Here is a 20,724-nt window from a genome sequence, read left to right on the forward strand (position 1 = left end):
ATGGCCACCACGACGCGCTCGCCGCAGATGGCGCTTGCCGGCATCTCGGCGTCGACCTCGCGCGTCGACCTGATGCGCATCATCTGGACGCTCTCGTGGCCGGCGATCATGACCTTCGGCCTCGAGTCGCTGGTCGGTCTGATCGATGCGCTGATGGTCGGCCGGCTCGGCGCCCACGCCGTGGCGGGGGTCGGCGTCGGGACGCAGATCCTCAACGCGGTGAGCGTCATGAACATGGCCCTGGCCACCGGCACCGTGGCGATCGTCGCCCGCCACATCGGCGCCCAGCAGCGGGCGCACGCCGAGGCGGCGCTGGTGCAGTCGATCTACCTGGCGCTGCTGATGGGCGTCGCCATCGCCGTGCCGGTCATCGCGTGGGCGCCGCGCATGGTCGGCGTCTTCGCCGACGATCCGGAGGTCCTGGCGGCCGGCACCGCCTTCGTCCGCACCATCATGCTCGGCGTGCCGGCGATGGCGGTGTTCGCGGTGATCGCCGCCGGCCTGCGCGGCGCCGGCGACATGCGCACGCCGTTGCTCATCGGCGCCCTGCTGAACCTGCTCAACGTGAGCGTCGCCTACACGCTGATCTTCGGCCGCTTCGGCTTCCCGGTCCTCGGCGTGCGCGGCGCCGCGGCGGCCAGCGCCATCGCCTTCTGGGTCGGCGCCCTGCTCGGCCTGGCGGCGTTGCTCCGCCGGCGCGGGGCGCTGACGCTGCGCCGCGGCGAGCTGGCGCCGCATCCGCAGATGGCGCGGCGCGTCCTCGCCGTCGGCAGCCCGACCGCCATCGAGCAGTTGCTGATGCAGATCGGCTTCCTGCTCTATCTCGGCATCGCCGCCCGCTACGGCACCGCGGCGGTGGCGGCGTACTTCATCGGGGTCCGCATCCTGGCGCTGTCCTTCCTCCCCGGCTTCGGCTTCAGCGCCGCCGCCAGCACCATCGTCGGCCAGCAGCTCGGCGGCGGCCAGCCCGAGAATGCCGCGCGCAGCGGCTGGGAGGCGAATCGGCTGGCCGTGGCGCTGATGTCGATCGCCGGCCTCGTCATCTTCCTCTTCGCGCGCCCGATCGCCGGGCTGTTCATCGACGACGCCGAGGTGATCGCGGACGCCGTCAGCTTCATCCAGATCCTCGCCCTGGCGCAGCCGCTGATGGCGGCGGATTCGGCGCTCGGCGGGGCGCTGCGCGGCGCCGGCGACACGCGCTTCCCGCTGCTCACGGTCGTGGTCGGGTTCTACGTGGCGCGACTGGGCTGCGCCTGGGCGGCGGCCCATCTGTTCGGTCTGAGCCTGGCCTGGGTTTGGGCGGCCCTGCTCGGCGACTACCTGCTGCGCGCCGTGCTCAAGGGCTGGCGCTTCCGCTCCGGCGTCTGGAAGCGGGCCCGCGTCTGAGGACGCGATCGCGCGCCGAGCCGGCGGCGCGATCGTCAGGGCAGCAGGGGTGGGGCCGTGGCGAAGGTCTTGGGGTCGAAGCGCGCCGGCGGCGCCTCGGTCGTGCGCCACTGGAGCGTCAGGGTGCTGGTCACCTGCATCGGGAAGTTCTCGATCGCGATCTCGGTCGGCAGCCAGCGGCCGGCGATCTGCTGGTGGCCGCGCTCGCGGCGCATGCGCAGCAGGTGGCTCAGGGTATCCTTGTAGCTCATCACCTTCACCGGCACCTGCTTCTCGCGGTCGAAGGTGACGACCACCAGGGTGTACTGCGAGTCGCGCGGGTCGAGTTGGACGGTGGTCTCAGCGGGGCTGCGGTCGACGATCGTCGGCGAGCCGTAGCGCGCGGCATCGAAGGGCTGCAGGTCCTCGCGCGAGAACTCGCTGCCGGCGAGCGCCGCGTCCTTGGCAAATGCCACGGCGGACGCGCCGGCCTTCGGCGAGAGCCACGCGGCGCCGTTCGCCAGCAGCAGCGCCCGGGTGCCGGGTGGCTGGACCTCGAAGTACAGATCGCCGCTCGGTTGCTGCAGGACGGCGACGCGGGCCTGCGTCGTGCCGTCGGGCGAGACGCTGGTCAGCGTGCCGTCGCCGCGCACGGCCGCGGTGGGGCGCGTCCCGGCGGTGGCGCCGGCGAGCAGGGTGGCGAGGTCCTCGCCGCGCGCCGGCGACGCGGCGACGGTGAGGAGGCAAACAGCGACGACACACGACGGACGCGACATGGCGGCACCTCGCGAAGGCAGACACGGTCGACTTCCGGTGCTATCCGCTTTCCCGTGGCATCGGAAGAGCGCGCCGGCGGATTGACAGCGATTCCCGGCCGCGAGTATTGCAGGCAGTCGAGCGTCGGAGGTTGCGCCGACAGAACTGCCAGGGGGGGAGGGTGCCATGCGTAGCTGGAGCGGAGTGCTGGTACACGTGACGATGGCGGCGGTGGTGGTGGGCACGGCAGCGGCGCGGGCAGCAGACGAGGACCCCGCCCTCGCCCAGGGACGCGCCCTGTACGGCGAGTACTGCGCCTCGTGCCACGGCGCCGACGGCAAAGGGGCGGACACGGCGAAGAGCAAGGGATCGGATCTCACCCAGATCGCCAAGAAGAACGGCGGCAAGTTCCCCTTCTACGACGTCATGCTGCAGATCAGCGGCCGCAAGCCCACGGGGCAGGAGCAGGACACCTCGCTGCCGGGCAGCGTCACCTCGCCGCACGGCGACGGCAAGATGCCGTCGTGGGGCCAGATCTTCGCCCGGCAGGAAGGCGTGACGGCGCTCGACCTGCAGTTGCAGACCACCGGCAAGATCATGCTGATCACCGAATACCTGCAGTCGATCCAACAGCGGTAGGAGCGGCGCGGCGATGGGTGAGCGCAAGACCGCCGGCCGCCGGCCGGTCGCCGCGACGCCGCGGCGTCAGGGAGCGACGCGGCTGCGCGCCTGCGTGGTGATCGCCAGCCTGCGCGGCTTCGATCAGTTGAGCGCCCATCTCGATCCGCAGCGCGTCGTGGCGCTGTTGCAGGAGTTCGTCGGGGCGATGGCCGACGTCGCCGTCGCGCACCGCGCGGCGATCGACGCCGTGCGCGGCGACGGCGTGCTCCTTCTCTACGGCGTGCCGGCGCCGCGGCGCGACGATCCGGTGCGCGCGGTGCGCGCCGCCGCCGCCCTGCAGCGTGCGGCGTTGGCGTTGCGCAACCGCTGGCTGTCGGCGGGCGAGAGCCGCGCCGCGGCCCTCGGCCTGGCGGTCGGCGTCGCTGCCGGCGAGGTGCTGGTGGTCGACCTGCGCGCCGGCGGCGGGCGCGACGACACCCTGGTCGGCGAGCCGGTGCGGCGCGCCGAGCGGCTGTGCGCCCTGGCGCGCGACGGCGAGACGCTGGTCGACGAGGCGACGTACGCCAGCGCCGGCGCCCGGCTCGACGGCGAGCTGACGTTCACGCCGCGCCCCCTGGCGACGCGCGGCCGCGAGCCGCGCAGCGCCTATCGCGCTCAGGCGCGGCGGGCCGGCCTGCTGATCGTGCCGCGGCGCGCCGCCGCCACCGCGGCGCCGCTCGCCGGGTGAGCGGCGAAGCGCGCCAGCCAGCGCAGCATCGTCCGCACGCCGTAGCCGCTGGCCCCCTTGGGGTGGCAGGCGAAGCCGTCCGACATCACGGTGCTCGAGAAGTCGACGTGGGCCCACGGCAGGCCGGCGACGAACTCGCGCAGGAAGAGCGCGGCGACGATGCTGCCCGAGTGGCCCTCGCCGACGTTCTTGATGTCGGCGACCCGGCTGTCGATGTCGCGCCGGTACTCCTCGATCAGCGGCAGCTCCCAGAGCATCTCGTTGGCGTCGGCGGCGGCGGCGATGAGCTCGCCGATCAGCCGCCGATCGGTGCCGAGCACCGCCGCGCAGCGCGGTCCGAGGGCGGTGCGGACCACCGCGGTGAGGGTGGCGAAGTCGATGATGCAGTCCGGCCGCTGGCGGGCGGCGTAGGCGAGCGCGTCGGCGAGCACCAGGCGCCCCTCGGCGTCGGTGTTGAGGACCTCGATCGTCGTGCCGTCGCAGGCGCGCAGCACGTCGCCCGGCCGCATGGCGCTGCCGCTCGGCATGTTCTCGGCGCAGGCGATGAAGCCGCGCACCTCGACCGGCAGGCGGAGGGCCGGTAGCGCCGACATGACGCCGAGCACGACGGCGGCGCCGGCCATGTCGCGCTTCTGCGCCTGCATGGCGTCCGCCGTCTTCAGCGACAGGCCGCCGCTGTCGAAGGTGATGCCCTTGCCGACCAGGGCGACGCGCCGGCGCGGGCGCGGCGGCCGGTAGGTGATCTCGACGAAGCACGGCGGCTGGGCGCTGCCCATGCCGACGCCGAGGATCGCGCCCATGCGCAGGCGGGCCAGGGCGCGCCGGTCGTGGACGCGCACCCGCAGCCCGCCGCGCGCCAGGGCGCGCGCCGTGCGCGCCAGGTCCATCGGCGCCAGGTCCTGGGCCGGCGTGTTGGCGAGGTCGCGGGTCAGCGCCGTGGCCGCCGCGGCGACGGCGCCGAGGCGCAGGGCGTCGCGGCGCGGCGCGTCGACGCGGTCGACGGCGACGGTCACCGCCAGCGGCTCCTCGGCGGCCGGCCGCGAGCGGTAGCGGGCGAAGCGATAGCGGGCGAGCGGGATGCCCTCGGCGAGGGCGCGCAGCGCCTCGGCATCGGCGCCGCCGGCGGCGACGGCGACGCGGCGCGCGTGCAGACGGGCCGCGTGGCGGACCACGGCGTCGGCGATCTCGTACCAGATCGGCGGCGCCGCCGCGGCGCCGGCGCCGAGCAGCAGCACGAGCGGCGCTTTCGCCGCCACGCCGTGCGCCCAGCACTCCTGGCCGCGGCCGCCGGTGAACTGGCGGCGACGGCCCTCGGCGAGGAGGACCGCGCGCAGCGGCGCCGGCAGGCGGCGCAGCGTCGGGTCCTCGGCGGGGGGGGCGGTGACCGGGATGACGAGCAGGTCGGTGGCGATGTCGGTGGCGGCGGTGTGGCTGAGCACGAGTGTCATGGTTGGTCCCGTCCGGTGCTGTGTTGCGTGAGATAGGCGAGGAGCGCGCGTTGCTCGTCGCGGCTGAGGGGCGGCACGCCGCGGCGCGCGAGCTCGCCCTGCATGCGCTGCACGGTGACGTCCCACATCGCGGCGGTCAGGCTGCCCGGCGCGTAGATGCGGTGGCAGCCGCCGCAGCGGTCGGCGTAGAGACGGGCCCCGGGCGAATCGGGATCGGGCAGACGGGCGTCGCAGCCGGCGGCGAGGAGGGCGAGCGCGCCCACGGCGAGGAGCCCGCGGCGGCGCACGCTCAGCCCTCGCGCCGGTAGATGGCGCGCTGGCCGAAGCTCTCCTCGACCGACACCTCGACGGCGTCGAGCGGGCCCACCCCCTCGGCGTCGAGCTCGCGCCGCAGCTCGCCGGCGAGATACTGGGCGAGCTCCTCGACCGAGGTGTGGACGATGGGCAACAGCAGGACGTCGCCGCGGGGAAACCGGAACTCGTCCTGTTCGTAGCGCACGTGCACGGTGGTGGCGTCGGCGCGGATCGCGAGGCAGTCGCTGCGCTCGGGGATCAGCAGCCGTTCGTCCAGCCGCTCGCAGAGGCGGCGCGCGATCCGCTTCACGACGCCGAAGTCGACCACGTAGCCCTGCGGCCCGAGCTGACCGTCGAGGGCGATCGCGACGCGGTAGTTGTGGCCGTGCAGCCGCTCGCGAAAGCCGGGATAGGCGATGAAGTGCGCCGCCGAGAACTTGAGATAGTCCTTGGTGACGTGAACGCGGAACGACTCGGCGGCGGCCATGGGATCAGCGTTTGCCTGTAGCACGCGTCCGGGGAGGGGTCGATTCGGTCGCTTGCGCGACCCCGGAAAACGGGCGAGAAGCTCGGCCATGCGCTACGACTTCACGCCGGAGCAACTCGCCTGGCGGGACGAGATCCGGGCCTTCATCCGCGCCCACATCACCCCGGCGCTGCTCGACGAGCAGCGCGAGGCGGGCAACGAGGGCAAGGGGCCGCTGGCGCAGGAGTTCATCGTCAAACTGCGCGACAAGGGCTACTGGGGCATCGCCTGGCCGCCGGAGTACGGCGGCCTCGGGCGCTCGGCCATCGACCAGTGGATCTTCGTCGACGAGCTGGAGGGGGCCGGGGCGCCGATGCTGCCGCTGACCGTCACCTCGGTGGCGCCGACGATCATGCGCATCGGCAGCGAGGCGCAGAAGAAGGCGTGGCTGCCGCGCATCGTCGCCGCCGAGGTCGACTTCGCCGTCGCCTATTCGGAGTCGGAGGCCGGCACCGACATGGCGGCGCTGCGCACGCGCGCCGTCCTGGACGGCGACGAGTGGGTGATCAACGGCCAGAAGATGTGGAACACCATGGCGCACATGGCGACCCACAACTGGGTGGCGCTGCGCACCGAGCCCGACGCGCCGAAGCACAAGGGCATCTCGATGATGATCGTGCCGATGGACGCCCCGGGCGTCTCGGTGCAGCCGATCTACGTCTGGCCCGGGCTGCGCACCAACGCGCTCTTCCTCGACAACGTGCGCGTGCCGCGCGACTACCTGATCGGCGAGCGCGGCATGGGCTTCTACTACGCGGCGATGGCGCTCAACTTCGAGCGCCTGTCGATCGGCTCGGTGGCGATGGTGCGGCGCTATTTCCGCGAGCTGGTGGCGCTGGTGCGCGAGCTGGAGATCGACGGCCAGCCGCTGCGCGCGCAGCCCTGGGTGCGCGAGCGCCTGGCGCGCCTGGCGGTGGACATCGAGGCGGCGCGCATGATCGGGCTGGAGACCGCGTGGGCGCTGGAGCAGGGCGCGGTGCCGGCGGCGCAGTCGTCGATGGCCAAGGTGTTCGTGAGCGAGCTGACGCAGCGGGTGGCCGACGCCGGCACCGAGATCCTCGGCCTGAACGGCCAGCTCCATCCGGAAGAGCCGAGCGCGCTATTGCACGGGCGCATGCAGTGGCTCTACCGCATCGCCCCGATGCTCGCCTTCGGCGGCGGCACCAACGAGGTGCAGCGCAACATCATCGCGATGCTCGGCTACGGGCTGCCGCGCAAGTGAGGAGCGACCGGTCATGCGGCTGATCCCGACCCCGGAGCAGCAGGAGCTGTGCGACGCCGTCGCCCGCTTCTGCGCCGAGCAGATCACCCCCGAGCGCCTGCTCGCCTGGCAGCGGGAGCCGCGCGGCATCGACGGCCGGGCCTGGGACGCCATCGCCGAGCTCGGCTGGTTCGGGCTGGCCCTGCCGGAGGCGCGCGGCGGCAGCGGACTCGGGCTGATCGAGCTGGCCCTGCTGCTGCGCGAATGCGGCCGCGGCCTCATCCCGCGCAGCGTGATCAACGCCATCCGCGCCGGCTGGGCCCTGGCGCGGCTCGCGCCCGAGGCGCCGGAGCTGGAGGCGATCGCCGCCGGGCGCGCCATCGTGGCGTTGGCGCTCGACGAGCAGCACGCGCGCGACCCGCGCCACTTCCTCACCGCCATCGAAGGCGAGGCGCCGGCGCGGGTGCGCGGCGAGAAGTGGGGGGTCGCCAACGGGCTGAGCGCCGACTGGCACCTGGTGGCGGGGCGTGGTCGCGACGGCGTCCAGCTCGCGTTGGTCCGCGGCGAGCATGGCGAGCGGCGGCCGCTGCGCACCTTCGATGGCGAGGAGCAGGCGGTGGTCACCTATGCCGACGTGCCGGCCGAGCGGCGGGTCGGCGGCCACGGCGCGGCGGCGCTCGCCGCGCTGCGGCGCGAGGCGACGGCGCTGGCCCTGGCGGAGATGGTGGGCGGCATGCAGGCGGCGCTCGACGCCACCGTCGCCTACGTCAAGGAGCGCGAGCAGTTCGGGCAGAAGATCGCCGTCTTCCAGGCGGTGCAGCACCAGGTCGCCGACATGGCGACGGCGTACACCGCGGCCCGCCATCTCACCTGGCAGGCGATCACCCGCATGGCGGCCGGCAGCGAGCAGGGCGGCGAGCTCGAGCACGCGGTGGCCTTCACGGCGCCGGCGTTCAAGCGCCTCGCCTGGACGGCGCACCACCTGCACGGCGGCGCCGGGTTCGTGGTCGAGCACCCGCTGCACTACCACAGCGAGCGCGCGCAGGCACTGGCGATCCGCTACGCGCCGGAGGCGCCGGCGCTCGCCGCCGTGGCCGTGGCGTTGCTCGACTGAGCGCCGCCGTCAGAGATCGGCGAGCTCGGCGTCGAGTGGCAACGGCAGCAGCGGTTCGAGCAGGGTGTCGATGGTGGCGAGCACGAAGGTGACGCCGGCGACCAACAGCAGCCGCCGCCCGGTGTAGTCCGCGAGCTGGATGCCCTCGAAGAGCGGCAGCAGGACGATGACCACGCCGACGGTCACCGCGGTCACCGCCAGGGCGTTGGCGCTGAGCTTCAGGCGCAGCACGCGGCACAGGATGCTGAGCAGCAGGAACACGCCGATGGCGATGAAGACGTAGAATGGGACGAGCAAGAGATAGTGCACGCGGAGGCGCTCCTTATCCTGGTTCGCTAGGGGCCGGGTCGGGGAAAGTCAATCGACCAATCCGTTCCCGCGGCAGCGACGCCAGCGCGGCGTTGCGGGCCGCGATCGAGGCGCTGCGCACCGCCGGATACGGGCCGGACCTGCTCCGCGAGCGCCTGTCGGTCCGCCTTCCCGACGACGTCGGCCTGCTCAACCGGGCGCCGTCGCTGGAACGGCTGCGCGGCGCGAGCACGGCCGAGACCGCCGTGCGGCTCTGCTTTCTCGAGTCGTCCGAACCGCTTGCGGCGGTCCGCCGCCTGTTCGGCGCCGCCCTGACGCGCCGGCTGGTGGCGGCGCGGTGGCTGCGCGAGCGCTCCGGGCACATGCGGGTCGGCCTGCGAGTCGACGTGCACGAGCGCCTGGCGCTGCTCGCCGACCGCCGCTTCGAACGGCCGGACCTGGGCGCCCTGGGACTGCCGCGCGGCGACATGGTCTATCCGCCGGGCAGCGACTCGATCCTGCTCGCCGAGGCGGTGCCGGTGCGCTCGGACGAGCGGGTGCTCGACCTCTGCACCGGCAGCGGCATCCAGGCGCTGCAGGTCGCGCCGCGCGCCCGCGCGGTGATCGCGGTGGACATCGGCGCGCGCGCGGCCGCGCTGGCGCGAACGAACGCGCAGCTCAACGACGCCCGCGGCGTCGAGGTCCGGCGCGGCGACCTCTACCGCCCGGTGGCGGGCGAGCGCTTCGATCTCGTCATCGCCAACCCGCCCTTCGTCCCGGCGCGCCGCCGCGGGCCGGCGTACCACTCGGGCGGGCCGCGCGGCGACCGCGTACTGCGGCGCGTCGTCGAGGGCTGGGACGCGCACCTGCGGCCGGGCGGCCGCGGCATCGCCATCTCGCACCTGGCGGTGCGGCGCGGTGAGACCGTCGCGGACGTGCTGCGACCGTGGGTGCGCGGCTTCGGCGGCCGCGCGCTCGGACTGGTGCTGGAGGCGGGGACGCCGGTCGATCTCGCGGCGGCGCAGAGTCTCTTCGCCCTCGACGAGGGGTTCGACGCCTACGGGCGCGAGGTGCGCGACTGGACGGCGTATCTGCGCCGGCATCGGGTCGAGCAGGTGGTGCTGCTGCTGCTCGTCGGCGAGCGCGGTGGTCCGGCCGGCCTCGAGGTGCGCGAGGCCTTCCAGCGCACCCTGCCGTTGCCCTTGTCGCCGCCGCCGCCGGCACTGGTCGGCACCTGGCTGGCGCGCGCCTGAGACGTACCCGCGGGCGACGCGCGGTGGCGCCGGAGCGGCCCTCCACACGGGAGGCGAAACCAGCTAAGGGCTGCACATGCGGATCGCGATCATCGTCATCGCCGCCGGCGTCCTCGCCGGGTGCAGCGCCACCAAGCCGACGCTCTACCCCAACGAGCAGTACAAGCGGGTCGGCGAGGCGCAGGCCGAACAGGACGTCGCCAACTGCCAGGCGCAGGCGCAGGAGTACGTGAAGACCGGCGGGCAGGGCGGTCAGAAAATGGGCGAGGCGGCGCGCAACACGGGCGTCGGCGCGGCGGTCGGCGCCGCCAGCGGCGCCGTCGGCGGGGCGATTGGCGGCAACGTCGGCGAAGGCGCGGCGGTGGGCGCGGCGAGCGGCGCCACGGCCGGCCTGCTCGGCACCATGTTCGGCTGGATGTTCCAGCGCAGCGAGCCCGATCCGGTGTACCGGAACTTCGTCGAGAAGTGCCTGCGGGACAAGGGGTACGAGCCGATCGGCTGGCAGTGAGGGAGCGACGGATCCGCGCGTGTCGGGAGGCGGTCCGAGGGCCAGGATCGGGATGCCCGTCCCAGGCCCGGCGGCGCGACGACCCGGCCGCCGGCCTCAGTCGAACGCCTCCACGAGCTGCATCGGCTTGAGGAGCTGGCGCGGCACGTCGTCGAGGAAGCGCGACGCCTTCGCCAGCACCATGCCGGTGGCGCGGTCGTACATGTTGATCGGGTGGGTCAGGTACAGATTGCGCTTGGCGCGGGTGACGGCGACGTAGAGCAGGCGCCGCTCCTCCTCGAGATCGTCGTCGCTGTGCAGGCTGTAGGTCGAGGGGAACTTGCCGTCGACCAGCCAGATGACGAAGACCGTGTGCCACTCGAGGCCCTTGGCGGAGTGGATGGTCGAGAGGCAGAGCCGTCCCTCCCCGTCGTCCGTGGCGAGCGCATCGCCGACGCTGTCGCTGGGCGGCTCGAGGGCCATGTCGGTGAGCAGCGATTCGAGGCTGCGATAGCGCGCCGCGATGCCGACGAAGTGCTCGAGGTCGCGCTGGCGCTTCGGGTAGTCGTCCGGATGGGCCCGCTTCAGCAACGGCTCGTAGTAGCGCAGCACCTCGGACAACTGCTCGTCGGGCCGGCGACCGGGCTCGCCGAGGCGGCGGAAGAGGCCGGCGAGGGCCTGCAGCGCGGTCGACTGGGCGCGGCCGCCGCCGGCCGCGAGCGCGGCGGGAATGTCGGCGGCCCCGAGCAGGCGTGAGGCGAGCTCGTCGGCGCTCTTGGGGCCGATGCCCTCGAGCAGCAGGAGCAGGCGGTGCCACGAGACGGCGTCGCGCGGGTTCTCGAGCACCCGCAGGTGGGCGAGGGCGTCCTTCACGTGCGCGGTCTCGATGAACTTGAAGCCGCCGCGTTTGATGAACGGCAGGTCGGCGCGCGACAGCTCGAGCTCGAGATCGAAGGCGTGGAAGCTGGAGCGGAAGAGGACGGCGATCTCGGACAGCGGGACGCCCTCTTCGCGCAGCTCGAGGATGCGCTGGCAGACGAACCGGGACTGGAAGTTCTCGTGCTCGGCGGCGATCAGCAGCGGCGCGGAGCCGTCCGCCTGGGTGGTGAACAGCACCTTCGTATAGCGCTCGCGCGCCTCGCGCATGATGGCGTTGGCGACGTCGAGGATCGGCTGCGTGCTGCGGTAGTTCTGCTCCAGCGTGATGACCCGCGTGCCGGGAAAGAGGTCGGGGAAGCGCATGATGTTGCGGAAGTCGGCGCCGCGGAAGGCGTAGATGCTCTGGGCGTCGTCGCCCACGGCCATGACGTTGCCGTGCGCGGCGCCGAGGAGCTGGACGATCTGCGCCTGCAGCGGGTTGGTGTCCTGGTATTCGTCGACCATCACGTAGCGGTAGCGCTGCGCCAGCCGCTCGCGGACGTCGGGGTGCTCGGCGAGGAGCTGCCGCAGCTTGACCAGCAGGTCGTCGTAGTCGAGGACGGCGCGCTCGGACTTGTAGGCGTCGTAGGCGGCGTGCAGCGCGTGCAGGTCGTCGGCGTGCTCGGCCAGATGCGGATAGGTCTCGGCGAGGATCTCGTCGAGCCGCCGGTGCTTGTTGACGACGGCGCTGAAGAGGTCGCCGATCACCTGCTTGCGCGGGAAGCGTCTGTCCTTCTTGTCGAGGCCGAGGCGGGCGCGCAGCAGGCCGATGGCGTCCTCGCTGTCGCCGCGATCGAGGATGGTGAAGCCGCTCGGCAGGCCGAGGGCGTTGCCGTGGCGGCGCAACGTCAGGTTGGCGAAGGAGTGGAAGGTGCCGCCGGCGACCTGCTCGCAGCGGCCGTCGAGCAGCCCGGCGGCGCGCCGCAGCATCTCGGCCGAGGCCTTGCGGGTGAAGGTGAGGAGCAGGATCGCGTGTGGATCGACGCCCTGCTCGACGAGGCGGGCGACGCGGAAGACGAGGGTCCGGGTCTTGCCGCTGCCGGCGCCGGCGATCACCAGCACCGGCCCTTCGGTGGCGCTGGCGGCGGCGAGCTGGGCGGGGTTGAGGAGCCCTTCGTAGTCGATGCGGAACCTGGGCTCGCGCGTCGGGCGGCGGAGGATATAGGTGTCGGGTCGAGCGTTCATGGTGCGGCGAGCCCCCGGGGCCCGCGAGGGCCGACTGTAACAGCAGAGCGCCCGCGACGGCCAATGGAACACGAACAGAAGGTGAAGATTCTCGACCTGCGCGGCGTCGCCTGCCCGCTGAGCTGGGCGAAGGCGCGTGTGGTGCTCGATGGAATGCGGCGCGGCGAGCGGTTGCGGCTGCTGGTCGACGCGGGGCGGGCGGTCCGCGATATTCCGCGGGCGGCCGAGGCGATGGGCTATGCCGTCGAGAGCCCGCTCGAGGTCCCCGAGGGCTGGCGCCTGGAGATCGTCGTCTGATCGACGAAGGGCACTGGGAGCGCGTGGGTAGCTCGCCCCACGGCGGCCGGCGCGCCGGCTCAGCCCGGGATGGGGATGGACACCAGCAGCGCCAGCAGGGCGCTCAGGCCGGCGACAATCGGCCACCAGCGGGGGACTTCGTCGCTCATGACTTCCCACCTCAGCAGGAACCGGGCCCGCGGGCGGTGGGTCGCCAAGTCACCTGACGCTTGGCACTGGCACGCCTCGGCCGCGTCGAGCCGATGACGGAACGCCGGCGCGTCGTCGCCCCGGCCGCCCCGCGCGCATTCGGGCGAACTCTACTCGCCCGGGCCCATCATCTGGATCTTCTTGGCATCCTTCACCGTCGCCAGAAGCTCGGAAACGGAGGCGTTGAGCAAGGGGTGGATGAGCTGCGGCGCCAGCTCACTGAGGGGCAGGAGGACGAATCGGCGCTCCTGGAGGCGCGGGTGCGGAATCTTCAGGTTGCGCTTGTTCACGATCTCGTTGTCGAAGAAGAGGATGTCGAGGTCGATGATGCGCGATCCCCACTTCTTTCCTTTCACGCGCTTACGCCCCATTTCCTCTTCTATCGCCAGCAGCTTCTTGAGCAGCTCGGCGCTGTTCAGCTCGGTCTCGAGCTCGACCACGCTGTTGGCGAACCAGGTCGTGGCGTTGCCGTGCGGCTCGCTCTCGTAGAGCGAGGATTCCTTCACCACGCGGGTCTTGGGCAGTTGGGCGATCCGTTGCCGCGCCTCGCGGCAGTTCGATCGCCGTTCGCCCAGGTTGGACCCGATTCCGACGAATACTCGGTGGGGCATCCCTCCAACCTCCCCGCCACATCCACTCGGCGGCCGGCCCAAATGAGCCGAACGCGCCACCCTTCCACGCCCTGAGGTAGCTTGCCGTCGGTTGTGGGCACCGACCCGGCCACCAAAACCCGCCGGCGTTGTACAGGGAAGCCGGCGCCATTGCAACTTTCCCCGGCCCCCGGGCGGTGCGGCTTGAGAGCCCGGAGGGCGGGTGCTAACTGCAGCGGACTGCGGGTTTCGCCGGGTCGCGTGAGGAGGAGCAATGGAGTCAGCGGAGCGCCTGAAGAACATCCCCCCGTACCTGTTCATGGAGCTGCGGCAGAAGATCGGGCGGGCTCGGGCGGCGGGGAAGGACGTCATCAGCCTGGCGATCGGCGATCCGGTCGAGCCCACTCCCGAGCCGGTGATCGACGAGCTCGGCCGTGCCGCCCGCGATCCCGCCAACCACCAGTACCCGACCGATGAAGAGAAGGGCATGCTCGGCTTCCGCGAGGCCGTCGCCCGTTGGTACGGCGAGCGGTACCGGGTGTCGGTGGACGCGCGCAGCGAGGTGCTCGGCCTGATCGGCTCGAAGGAGGGCTGCCACCACTTCGCCCTGGCGCGCGTCAATCCGGGCGACGTGGTCCTGATGACCGACCCCGGTTACCCGGCCTACCGCGCCAGCATCCTCATCGCCGGCGGGGAGCCGGTGACGGTGCCCATCCGGCCCGAGCACGGCTACCTGCCGGCGCTGCGCGACATCCCGTCCGACACCGCCAGGCGGGCGACGGCGATGTTCCTCAACTACCCGAACAATCCGACCGGTGCCGTCGCCACGCCGGCGTTCCTGCGCGAGCTGGTGGAGTTCGCCCGCAGCCACGACATCGCCGTCTGCTACGACAACCCCTACATCGAGATGGTCTTCGACGGCGAGAAGCCGCTCAGCTTCCTCTCCGTCGAGGGCGCGAAGGACGTCGGCGTCGAGCTCAACTCGCTTTCCAAGCCCTTCAACATGACCGGCTGGCGCATCGGCATGGCGCTCGGCAATCCGGATCTGATCGCCGCGATCTCCAAGGTGAAGGAGAACACCGATTCGGGGGTGTTCAACGCCATCCAGTACGCGGCGATCGCCGCCTTCAACCGCTGCGCCGACACCATTCCGCACATGCTGCAGATCTATGCCCGGCGCCGCGATCTGGTGGTCGCGACCCTGCGCCAGATCGGCATCGAGTACACCCCGGCCAGGGGCACCTTCTATCTGTGGGTGCCGACCCCGAACGGCATGAGCAGCCTGGAGCTCGCGGACCTGCTGCTCGAGAAGGCGCAGGTCGTCATCGCCCCCGGCCGCGGCTACGGCGAGTACGGCGAGGGCTTCTTCCGCATCTCGCTGACCGTCGCCGACGCCCGCCTCGAGGAGGCGATGGAGCGGGTGCGCAGCGCGCTCGAATCGTAGGCCGTGCCGACGCGCTACAAGCCGAGCACGTTGCGCATCGAGTAGCGCCCCAGCGGCTTGTCGGCCAGCCACAGGCCGGCGCGCAGGGCGCCGCGGGCGAGGCAGTCGCGGCTCTGGGCGCGGTGGCTCAGCTCGAGGCGCTCGCCGAGACCGGCGAAGACGACGGTGTGGTCGCCGATCACGTCGCCGCCGCGCAGGGCGACGATGCCGATTTCCTGGTCGGTGCGGGCGCCGACGATGCCCTCGCGGGCCAGGCGGGCGCTGCGCTCGAAGTTGCGGCCGAGCCCGGCGGCGACGGCGCGGCCGAGCGCCAGGGCGGTCCCGCTCGGCGCATCGACCTTCAGGCGGTGGTGGATCTCGACGATCTCGGGATCGAAGGCGTCGCCGAGGGCGGCCGCGGCGCGCTCGACCAGGGTCAGCAGCACGTTGACGCCGATGCTCATGTTGGCGGCGACGACGCTGCGGGTGCGCGGCGCCAGCTCGTCGAGCTGCCGCTGTTCCTCGGCCGAGAAGCCGGTGGTGCCGATGACGATCCCCGCCCGGTTCTCGACCGCCGCGCGCAGATGCGCGAGCGCGCCGGCCGGCGCGGTGAAGTCGAGGGTGACGGTGTCGGCCGTCGCGGCGGCGGCGTAGTCGGCGGTCACCGGCACGCCCAACGGGGCGACGCCGGCGAGCGTGCCGGCATCCTCGCCGAGCGCCGGGTGGCCCGGCGCCTCGATGGCGGCGCGCAGGCGCGCCCGCGGCTCGGCGGCGATGAGCGCCGTGATGGCGCGTCCCATGCGGCCGGCGGCGCCGCAGACGACGAGGTCGACCGCGGCGCGTGGGCCGCCCAGGCGGTGGTCGTCGCTCACAGCAATCCGGCGGCGTCGAGGGCGGCGCGCAACTGCTGGCGCGGCGCCTCGGTCATCGGCAGCAGCGGCAGGCGCAGCTCGTCGGCGCAGAAGCCGCGCAGCGCCATCGCCGCCTTGATCGGGATCGGATTGGTCTCGAGGAAGAGGGCGTGGAGCAGCGGCAGCAAGGCGTAGCTGCGGCGGCGGGCGTCTGCCCAGTCGTTGCGCCGGGCCGCGTCGAGCATCTCCACCCACTGCTTCGGGACGCAGTTGCTGATCACCGAGATGACGCCGACGCCGCCCACCGCCATCACCGGCAGGGTCAGGCTGTCGTCGCCCGCGTAGACCGGCAGGGCGTCGCCACAGCGGCGAATCACCTCCTGGCACTCGTCGAGCGACCCGGTGGCTTCCTTGAGGCCGATGACGTGGGGCAGGGCGGCCAGGCGCTCGAGCGTGCCGGCCTCGATCTTCGAGCTGGTGCGGCCGGGGATGTTGTAGACGATCAGCGGGAACTGCGTCGCCTCGGCGATGGCGCGGTAGTGCTGGTAGATCCCCTCCTGCGTCGGCTTGTTGTAGTAGGGCGAGATCAGCAGCGCCGCGTCGGCGCCGACCTCCTTGGCGCCGCGGGTCAGCCGGATGGCCTCGGCGGTGGCATTGGAACCGGTGCCGGCGATCACCGGCACCCGGCCGCGCGCCCGCTCGACCACCAGCGCGATCACCTCCAGGTGTTCGTCATGGGTCAGCGTGGCCGACTCGCCGGTGCTGCCGCAGGGGACCAGCCCGTTGATGCCATTGGCGATCTGGTCGTCGACGATGCGGGTCAGCGCCTCGCGGTCGACCGCGCCGTCGCGGAATGGGGTGATGAGGGCGGTCAGCGCGCCCGGAAAGGTTCGCTTCATGCCTCAACCTCGATTTCGCCCCGGAATGCCTCTTCGGCGGCACCCGTCATGATCACGTGTCCGTCGCTGGCTCGCCACTCGATGTCGAGGTCGCCCCCGTTCAACTGCAGCAGCGCGTGGCGTTCGGCGCGTTCGGTCAGCACGGCGGCGACCAGCGCGGCGCAGGCGCCGGTGCCGCAGGCGGCGGTCTCGCCCGAGCCGCGCTCCCAGACGCGCATGCGCAGGCGGGTCGGGCTGTCGACGCGGACGAGCTCGGTGTTGACCCGGTGGGGGAAGAACGGGTGGTGCTCGAACTGCGGGCCGAGGTGCTCGAGGTCGATCGTCTCGACGTCGTCGACGAACACGACGCAGTGCGGGTTGCCCATCGAGACGCAGGTGACGCGATACTCGCGCCCGCCCACCGCGAGCGGCGCGTCGATCACCCGTCCCTCGGCGGCCACCGGGATGCGCGGCCCGTCGAGGATCGGCTCGTCCATGTCGACGGCGACGCTGACCACCTCGCTGCCCCGCCGCGTGAGCTGCAGCACCTTGATGCCGGCGTCGGTCTCGATGCGCAGCGGATTGTTCGCCGAGAGACCGTGCTCGGCGACGTACTTGCCGACGCAGCGGATGCCGTTGCCGCACATGGCGCCGCGGCTGCCGTCGGCGTTGTACATTTCCATGCGCGCGTCGGCGACCGCGGACGGGCAGATGAGGATCAGGCCGTCGGAGCCGATCGCGGTGCGGCGCGGGCTGACGCGCCGCGCCAGCGCGGCGGGGTCGGGGACACGATGGGCGAAGCAGTCGACGTAGACGTAATCGTTGCCGATGCCGTGCATCTTGACGAAGGGGAGGATCGCCATCGGTCTGGCTGAGCTAGCACGCAGGGGGGGAAACCGAAAGATCGCCGCGTGGCGCGTCGTGGAAAGTGTCAGCGCGCCGGCGTCGCGGTCGCCGGTGGTGTCGGCGCCATCGGCGGAGTGTTGGTGGGGACCTGGCGGAGGATGTCGACGACGTTCGACGGCGCGCTCACGTAGCCGTCGACGGTGACGCTGCGGACGCGATAGCGGTAGACCTCGCCCACCAGCGCCGCCTCGTCCACGTAGGTGAAGGTCTTCTGCTGGCGCAGCCGGTCGCGGTCGGGGATCTGGATGCGGGTGAGGAAGCCGAAGGGCAGCCCGGGCAGCGCCCGCTCGAGCGCGAAGGCATCGAGATCGTTGAGGCGCTGTCCGTCCGCCGTCGTCTTCGGGCGACCCCAGCTCAGGGCGACGCCGGCCGTCGCGTTCGCCGCCCGGAGATCGGAGATCGTCGCCGGCGCCACGAGCTCCGGCGGCCGCACCGGCGTCTTGCGGCCGCACGCGCCGGCGACGACGAGGGCGCTGGCCGCGAGGGCAACGATCCCGTTGCTGACGCGGCGCGCGCGCGGGAGAGGTGTCGTCCGCATCCGTGGAATCCCGGTCACCGGGTTGCGCGTCGGGGTCAGACGCCGAGGAGCTTCAGGCGCCGTTCGACGTTCGCCGGTGAGGTGCCGCCCGGCGCCCGGCGGCGCTTCACGGCGGCATCGAGGCTGAGCCAGCGTTTCACGTCCCGGCCGAAGGCGGGGGAGAAGCGGCGCAGCTCGGCGACGCTCAGCTCCTCGAGCTGGCGGCCGTCGGCGATCGCGGACTGCACGATGGCGCCGACGACGCCGTGCGCGTCGCGGAAGGGCACTCCCTTGCTGGCCAGGTAGTCGGCGAGCTCGGTCGCCAGGGTGTAGCCGGCGCTGGCGGCCGTGCGCAGGCGGTCGGCGCGGATGCGCAGCCGCGGCACCATGGCGCTCAGCACCTCGAGGCTCGTGCTCACCGTGTCGACGCTGTCGAACAGCGGCTGCTTGTCCTCCTGGAGGTCGCGGTTGTAGGCGAGCGGCAGGCCCTTCAGCATGGTCAGCAGATTGACCAGGTTGCCGTAGAGCCGCCCGGTCTTGCCGCGGATCAGCTCGCCGACGTCCGGGTTCTTCTTCTGCGGCATCATCGAGCTGCCGGTGGCGAAGGCGTCGGGCAACTCGATGAAGCCGAACTGCTGCGACGCCCAGAGCACGATCTCGTCGGCGAAGCGGCTGAGGTGCATGCCGAGGATGGCGAGCGCCGACAGCAGCTCGGCGATGAAGTCGCGATCGCTGACCGCGTCGAGGCTGTTCTCGCTCACCGCCGCGAACCCGAGCTGGCGGGCGACGAAGGCGCGGTCGATGGGAAAGGTGGTGCCGGCGAGCGCCCCCGAGCCGAGCGGCAGGACGTTGGCGCGGCGCAGGCAGTCGGCCAGGCGGTCGTCGTCGCGCGCCAGCATCTCGACGTAGGCGAGCAGATGGTGCGCGAAGAGCACCGGCTGCGCCGGCTGCAGATGGGTGAAGCCGGGCATCACCGCCGCGGCGTGGCGGCGCGCCTGGCGGCCGAGGGCGCGGCGCAGCTCGCCGATCTGCCGGCGAATGGCGGCGCCGGCGTCGCGGACGTAGAGGCGGAGATCGAGCGCGACCTGGTCGTTGCGACTGCGGGCCGTGTGCAGCTTGCCGCCGGCGGGGCCGATCAGCTCGATCAGCCGCCGCTCGATCGCCATGTGCACGTCCTCGTCCTGCGGCCGCGATCGGAAGGTGCCGCGTTCGAGCTCGCGCCGGATCGTTCCCAACCCGCCGACGATGCGCGAGGCGTCGCGCGCCGGGATGATGCGCTGCTTCGCCAACATGCGGGCGTGCGCGATGCTGCCGGCGATGTCGTAGGGATAGAGCCGACAGTCGATCGGGTACGAGGTGGTGAACGCCTCGACCAGCGGATGGGTTGCCTCGGCCATGCGGCCGGACCAGGCTTTGTGGGAGCGGGCGCGCTTCGCGGGCATGGCGGAGGTAGATAGCGAACGCCGAGCGCAGCGGCCAGCACGGCGCCCCTGACCGCCGCGACCTCCATCTGGCCGGTGGTCCAGATCTGGCGTCCGACCTCGTCGAGGGCGTCGCTGGGCGCGGCCTCGGGAGGGCCCAACAACGCGCCAGCGATGCGTCGCGCCCGGCCCGGTCGGAGCGGACGTCCCGGAGAGGCTCCGCCGGCGGAGGCGCGCAGCGCTACGAAGCCTTCTCCACCATCGCCCGGATGCGCAGGCGCAGCGCGTTCAGGCGGATGAATCCCTCGGCGTCGGCCTGGCGGTACACCTGGTCGTCCTCGAAGGTGGCGACCTCGGGATTGTACAGCGAGCGCTCGGACTTGCGGCCGGCGACGATCGCGTTGCCCTTGTACAGCTTCAGACGGGCGGTGCCGGTGACGGCGCGCTGCGATTCGTCGATCGCCGCCTGCAGCATGGTGCGCTCGGGCGCGTACCAGTACCCGTAGTAGACCATCTCGGCGTAGCGCGGGATGAGCTGGTCGCGCAGGTGCATGACCTCGCGGTCCAGGGTGATCGACTCGACGGCGCGATGGGCGACGTGCAGGATCGTCCCGCCCGGCGTCTCGTAGACGCCGCGCGACTTCATGCCGACGTAGCGGTTCTCGACCAGGTCGACGCGGCCGACGCCGTTGCGTCCGCCGATCGCGTTCGCCCGGGCGAGCAGCGCGGCGGGGGAGAGCGCCTCGCCGTTGATGCGCACCGGGTTGCCGGCCTCGAAATCGATGTCGACGTACTCGGCCTCGTCGGGCGCCTTCTCCGGCGCCACCGAGAGCGTGTACATGTCGTCGTACGGCTCGCGCCACGGGTCCTCGAGGATGCCGCCCTCGTAACTGATGTGCAGCAGGTTGCGGTCGGTGCTGTACGGCTTCTCGCGCGTCACCGGCACCGGGATGCCGTGCTGCTCGGCGTAGGCGATGAGCTTGCTGCGCGAGGTGAGGTCCCAGAAGCGCCAGGGCGCGATGATCTTGATGTTCGGCTCGAGCGCGTAGGCGGTGAGCTCGAAGCGGACCTGGTCGTTGCCCTTGCCGGTGGCGCCGTGGGCGATGGCATCGGCGCCCTCGGCGCGCGCGATCTCCACCTGGCGCTTGGCGATCAGCGGCCGCGCGATCGAGGTGCCGAGCAGGTAGACGTGCTCGTACACCGCGGCGGCGCGCAGCATCGGGAAGACGAAGTCGCGGACGAACTCCTCGCGCAGATCGTCGATGTAGATCTTCGCCGCGCCGCCGGCCTCCGCCTTGCGGCGCGCCGGTTCCAGCTCCTCGCCCTGCCCGAGGTCGGCGCAGAAGGCGATCACCGGAACCTGATAGCGGTCGATCAGCCACTTGAGCATGATCGAGGTGTCGAGGCCGCCGGAGTAGGCGAGAACGATCTTGTCGGGTGTGAGGTCCATTGCCCCTCGGAAGGGAAGA

At 72.3% G+C, this 20,724-nt stretch carries 22 protein-coding genes; 9 read left to right on the top strand and 13 right to left on the bottom strand.

Annotation, left to right across the window (positions count from 1 at the left end; genetic code table 11):
- Positions 1–1,386 (top strand): MATE family efflux transporter, encoded by a 1,386-nt coding sequence (locus tag KF840_22120; protein ID MBX3027604.1) that lies wholly within the window; start codon positions 1–3, stop codon positions 1,384–1,386.
- 35 nt (positions 1,387–1,421) lie between these two features.
- Here KF840_22120 and KF840_22125 read toward each other — a convergent pair whose 3' ends face one another.
- Positions 1,422–2,141, bottom strand: a complete 720-nt coding sequence (locus KF840_22125; protein MBX3027605.1) for an outer membrane lipoprotein-sorting protein — start codon at positions 2,139–2,141, stop codon at positions 1,422–1,424.
- Between the two features lie 166 nt (positions 2,142–2,307).
- Between KF840_22125 and KF840_22130 the strand changes: the two genes are divergently transcribed.
- The gene (locus tag KF840_22130; GenBank protein ID MBX3027606.1) at positions 2,308–2,760 is read left to right on the top strand and encodes a c-type cytochrome; all 453 of its coding nucleotides are present in this window, start codon (positions 2,308–2,310) and stop codon (positions 2,758–2,760) included.
- Positions 2,761–2,773: 13 nt separating this feature from the next.
- The gene (locus KF840_22135; protein ID MBX3027607.1) at positions 2,774–3,469 is read left to right on the top strand and encodes an adenylate/guanylate cyclase domain-containing protein; all 696 of its coding nucleotides are present in this window, start codon (positions 2,774–2,776) and stop codon (positions 3,467–3,469) included.
- Here the strand turns inward: KF840_22135 and KF840_22140 are convergent.
- The 3 genes from KF840_22140 to KF840_22150 are packed head-to-tail and all read right to left on the bottom strand — an operon-like array spanning position 3,397 to position 5,698.
- Positions 3,397–4,917 carry a leucyl aminopeptidase gene (locus KF840_22140; protein ID MBX3027608.1) on the bottom strand — a complete coding sequence of 507 codons (1,521 nt, stop codon included), beginning with the start codon at positions 4,915–4,917 and terminating at the stop codon, positions 3,397–3,399. The genes KF840_22135 and KF840_22140 overlap by 73 nt on opposite strands.
- Positions 4,914–5,204 (bottom strand): hypothetical protein, encoded by a 291-nt coding sequence (locus KF840_22145; protein ID MBX3027609.1) that lies wholly within the window; start codon positions 5,202–5,204, stop codon positions 4,914–4,916. The genes KF840_22140 and KF840_22145 overlap by 4 nt, the downstream gene beginning before the upstream one ends.
- A gap of 2 nt (positions 5,205–5,206) precedes the next feature.
- Positions 5,207–5,698 (bottom strand): 6-carboxytetrahydropterin synthase, encoded by a 492-nt coding sequence (locus KF840_22150; GenBank protein ID MBX3027610.1) that lies wholly within the window; start codon positions 5,696–5,698, stop codon positions 5,207–5,209.
- An 88-nt stretch (positions 5,699–5,786) separates the two neighbouring features.
- On the opposite strand from KF840_22150, the gene KF840_22155 reads away from it, so the two are divergent.
- Complete coding sequence (locus tag KF840_22155) at positions 5,787–6,959, top strand: acyl-CoA dehydrogenase family protein (GenBank protein MBX3027611.1); 1,173 nt, start codon at positions 5,787–5,789, stop codon at positions 6,957–6,959.
- Positions 6,960–6,972: 13 nt separating this feature from the next.
- A complete protein-coding gene (locus KF840_22160; GenBank protein ID MBX3027612.1) occupies positions 6,973–8,052 on the top strand; it encodes an acyl-CoA/acyl-ACP dehydrogenase in 1,080 nt (359 codons plus the stop codon).
- Positions 8,053–8,061: 9 nt separating this feature from the next.
- Here the strand turns inward: KF840_22160 and KF840_22165 are convergent, their stop codons facing one another.
- Positions 8,062–8,361 carry a hypothetical protein gene (locus KF840_22165; protein ID MBX3027613.1) on the bottom strand — a complete coding sequence of 100 codons (300 nt, stop codon included), beginning with the start codon at positions 8,359–8,361 and terminating at the stop codon, positions 8,062–8,064.
- Between the two features lie 92 nt (positions 8,362–8,453).
- Here KF840_22165 and KF840_22170 point away from each other — a divergent pair, with 92 nt between their 5' ends.
- Complete coding sequence (locus KF840_22170; GenBank protein MBX3027614.1) at positions 8,454–9,593, top strand: methyltransferase; 1,140 nt, start codon at positions 8,454–8,456, stop codon at positions 9,591–9,593.
- A gap of 76 nt (positions 9,594–9,669) precedes the next feature.
- On the top strand, positions 9,670–10,101 hold the full coding sequence (locus KF840_22175; protein MBX3027615.1) for a hypothetical protein: 432 nt from the start codon (positions 9,670–9,672) through the stop codon (positions 10,099–10,101).
- A 96-nt stretch (positions 10,102–10,197) separates the two neighbouring features.
- Here the strand turns inward: KF840_22175 and KF840_22180 are convergent, their stop codons facing one another.
- Positions 10,198–12,183, bottom strand: coding sequence for an ATP-dependent helicase (locus tag KF840_22180; GenBank protein ID MBX3027616.1), 1,986 nt, complete (start codon positions 12,181–12,183; stop codon positions 10,198–10,200).
- A gap of 63 nt (positions 12,184–12,246) precedes the next feature.
- On the opposite strand from KF840_22180, the gene KF840_22185 reads away from it, so the two are divergent.
- Positions 12,247–12,480: a sulfurtransferase TusA family protein gene (locus tag KF840_22185; protein ID MBX3027617.1), complete on the top strand. Its 234-nt coding sequence runs from the start codon at positions 12,247–12,249 to the stop codon at positions 12,478–12,480.
- A gap of 299 nt (positions 12,481–12,779) precedes the next feature.
- Here KF840_22185 and folK read toward each other — a convergent pair whose 3' ends face one another.
- Entirely contained in the window at positions 12,780–13,280 is a 501-nt protein-coding gene (folK, locus tag KF840_22190) for a 2-amino-4-hydroxy-6-hydroxymethyldihydropteridine diphosphokinase (protein ID MBX3027618.1), read from the bottom strand.
- 253 nt (positions 13,281–13,533) lie between these two features.
- On the opposite strand from folK, the gene KF840_22195 reads away from it, so the two are divergent.
- The gene (locus KF840_22195) at positions 13,534–14,703 is read left to right on the top strand and encodes an LL-diaminopimelate aminotransferase (GenBank protein ID MBX3027619.1); all 1,170 of its coding nucleotides are present in this window, start codon (positions 13,534–13,536) and stop codon (positions 14,701–14,703) included.
- Positions 14,704–14,717: 14 nt separating this feature from the next.
- Here KF840_22195 and dapB read toward each other — a convergent pair whose 3' ends face one another.
- The 6 genes from dapB to KF840_22225 form a co-directional block, all read right to left on the bottom strand.
- Positions 14,718–15,482, bottom strand: coding sequence for a 4-hydroxy-tetrahydrodipicolinate reductase (gene dapB / locus KF840_22200; protein ID MBX3027620.1), 765 nt, complete (start codon positions 15,480–15,482; stop codon positions 14,718–14,720).
- A 68-nt stretch (positions 15,483–15,550) separates the two neighbouring features.
- Positions 15,551–16,432: a 4-hydroxy-tetrahydrodipicolinate synthase gene (dapA, locus tag KF840_22205; protein ID MBX3027621.1), complete on the bottom strand. Its 882-nt coding sequence runs from the start codon at positions 16,430–16,432 to the stop codon at positions 15,551–15,553.
- The gene (locus KF840_22210) at positions 16,429–17,274 is read right to left on the bottom strand and encodes a diaminopimelate epimerase (protein ID MBX3027622.1); all 846 of its coding nucleotides are present in this window, start codon (positions 17,272–17,274) and stop codon (positions 16,429–16,431) included. The genes dapA and KF840_22210 overlap by 4 nt, the downstream gene beginning before the upstream one ends.
- 68 nt (positions 17,275–17,342) lie before the next feature.
- Positions 17,343–17,855, bottom strand: a complete 513-nt coding sequence (locus tag KF840_22215) for a hypothetical protein (GenBank protein MBX3027623.1) — start codon at positions 17,853–17,855, stop codon at positions 17,343–17,345.
- 35 nt (positions 17,856–17,890) lie between these two features.
- On the bottom strand, positions 17,891–19,276 hold the full coding sequence (argH, locus tag KF840_22220) for an argininosuccinate lyase (protein ID MBX3027624.1): 1,386 nt from the start codon (positions 19,274–19,276) through the stop codon (positions 17,891–17,893).
- Between the two features lie 220 nt (positions 19,277–19,496).
- Entirely contained in the window at positions 19,497–20,705 is a 1,209-nt protein-coding gene (locus tag KF840_22225; GenBank protein MBX3027625.1) for an argininosuccinate synthase, read from the bottom strand.
- Between the last annotated feature and the right edge of the window lie 19 nt (positions 20,706–20,724).

The organism is bacterium, from assembly GCA_019637795.1.
Taxonomy (GTDB): Bacteria; Desulfobacterota; Binatia; order HRBIN30; family CADEER01; genus JAHBUY01.

Coding starts and splice junctions, on each gene's coding strand:
- KF840_22125 (MBX3027605.1), bottom strand. CDS start 2,141: ATGTCGCGTCCGTCGTGTGTCGTCGCTGTTTGCCTCCTCACCGTCGCC.
- dapA (MBX3027621.1), bottom strand. CDS start 16,432: ATGAAGCGAACCTTTCCGGGCGCGCTGACCGCCCTCATCACCCCATTC.
- KF840_22225 (MBX3027625.1), bottom strand. CDS start 20,705: ATGGACCTCACACCCGACAAGATCGTTCTCGCCTACTCCGGCGGCCTC.
- argH (MBX3027624.1), bottom strand. CDS start 19,276: ATGCCCGCGAAGCGCGCCCGCTCCCACAAAGCCTGGTCCGGCCGCATG.
- KF840_22180 (MBX3027616.1), bottom strand. CDS start 12,183: ATGAACGCTCGACCCGACACCTATATCCTCCGCCGCCCGACGCGCGAG.
- KF840_22140 (MBX3027608.1), bottom strand. CDS start 4,917: ATGACACTCGTGCTCAGCCACACCGCCGCCACCGACATCGCCACCGAC.
- KF840_22120 (MBX3027604.1), top strand. CDS start 1: ATGGCCACCACGACGCGCTCGCCGCAGATGGCGCTTGCCGGCATCTCG.
- KF840_22135 (MBX3027607.1), top strand. CDS start 2,774: ATGGGTGAGCGCAAGACCGCCGGCCGCCGGCCGGTCGCCGCGACGCCG.
- KF840_22215 (MBX3027623.1), bottom strand. CDS start 17,855: ATGCGGACGACACCTCTCCCGCGCGCGCGCCGCGTCAGCAACGGGATC.
- KF840_22160 (MBX3027612.1), top strand. CDS start 6,973: ATGCGGCTGATCCCGACCCCGGAGCAGCAGGAGCTGTGCGACGCCGTC.
- KF840_22210 (MBX3027622.1), bottom strand. CDS start 17,274: ATGGCGATCCTCCCCTTCGTCAAGATGCACGGCATCGGCAACGATTAC.
- dapB (MBX3027620.1), bottom strand. CDS start 15,482: ATGGGACGCGCCATCACGGCGCTCATCGCCGCCGAGCCGCGGGCGCGC.
- KF840_22155 (MBX3027611.1), top strand. CDS start 5,787: ATGCGCTACGACTTCACGCCGGAGCAACTCGCCTGGCGGGACGAGATC.
- KF840_22195 (MBX3027619.1), top strand. CDS start 13,534: ATGGAGTCAGCGGAGCGCCTGAAGAACATCCCCCCGTACCTGTTCATG.
- folK (MBX3027618.1), bottom strand. CDS start 13,280: ATGCCCCACCGAGTATTCGTCGGAATCGGGTCCAACCTGGGCGAACGG.
- KF840_22150 (MBX3027610.1), bottom strand. CDS start 5,698: ATGGCCGCCGCCGAGTCGTTCCGCGTTCACGTCACCAAGGACTATCTC.
- KF840_22175 (MBX3027615.1), top strand. CDS start 9,670: ATGCGGATCGCGATCATCGTCATCGCCGCCGGCGTCCTCGCCGGGTGC.
- KF840_22130 (MBX3027606.1), top strand. CDS start 2,308: ATGCGTAGCTGGAGCGGAGTGCTGGTACACGTGACGATGGCGGCGGTG.
- KF840_22185 (MBX3027617.1), top strand. CDS start 12,247: ATGGAACACGAACAGAAGGTGAAGATTCTCGACCTGCGCGGCGTCGCC.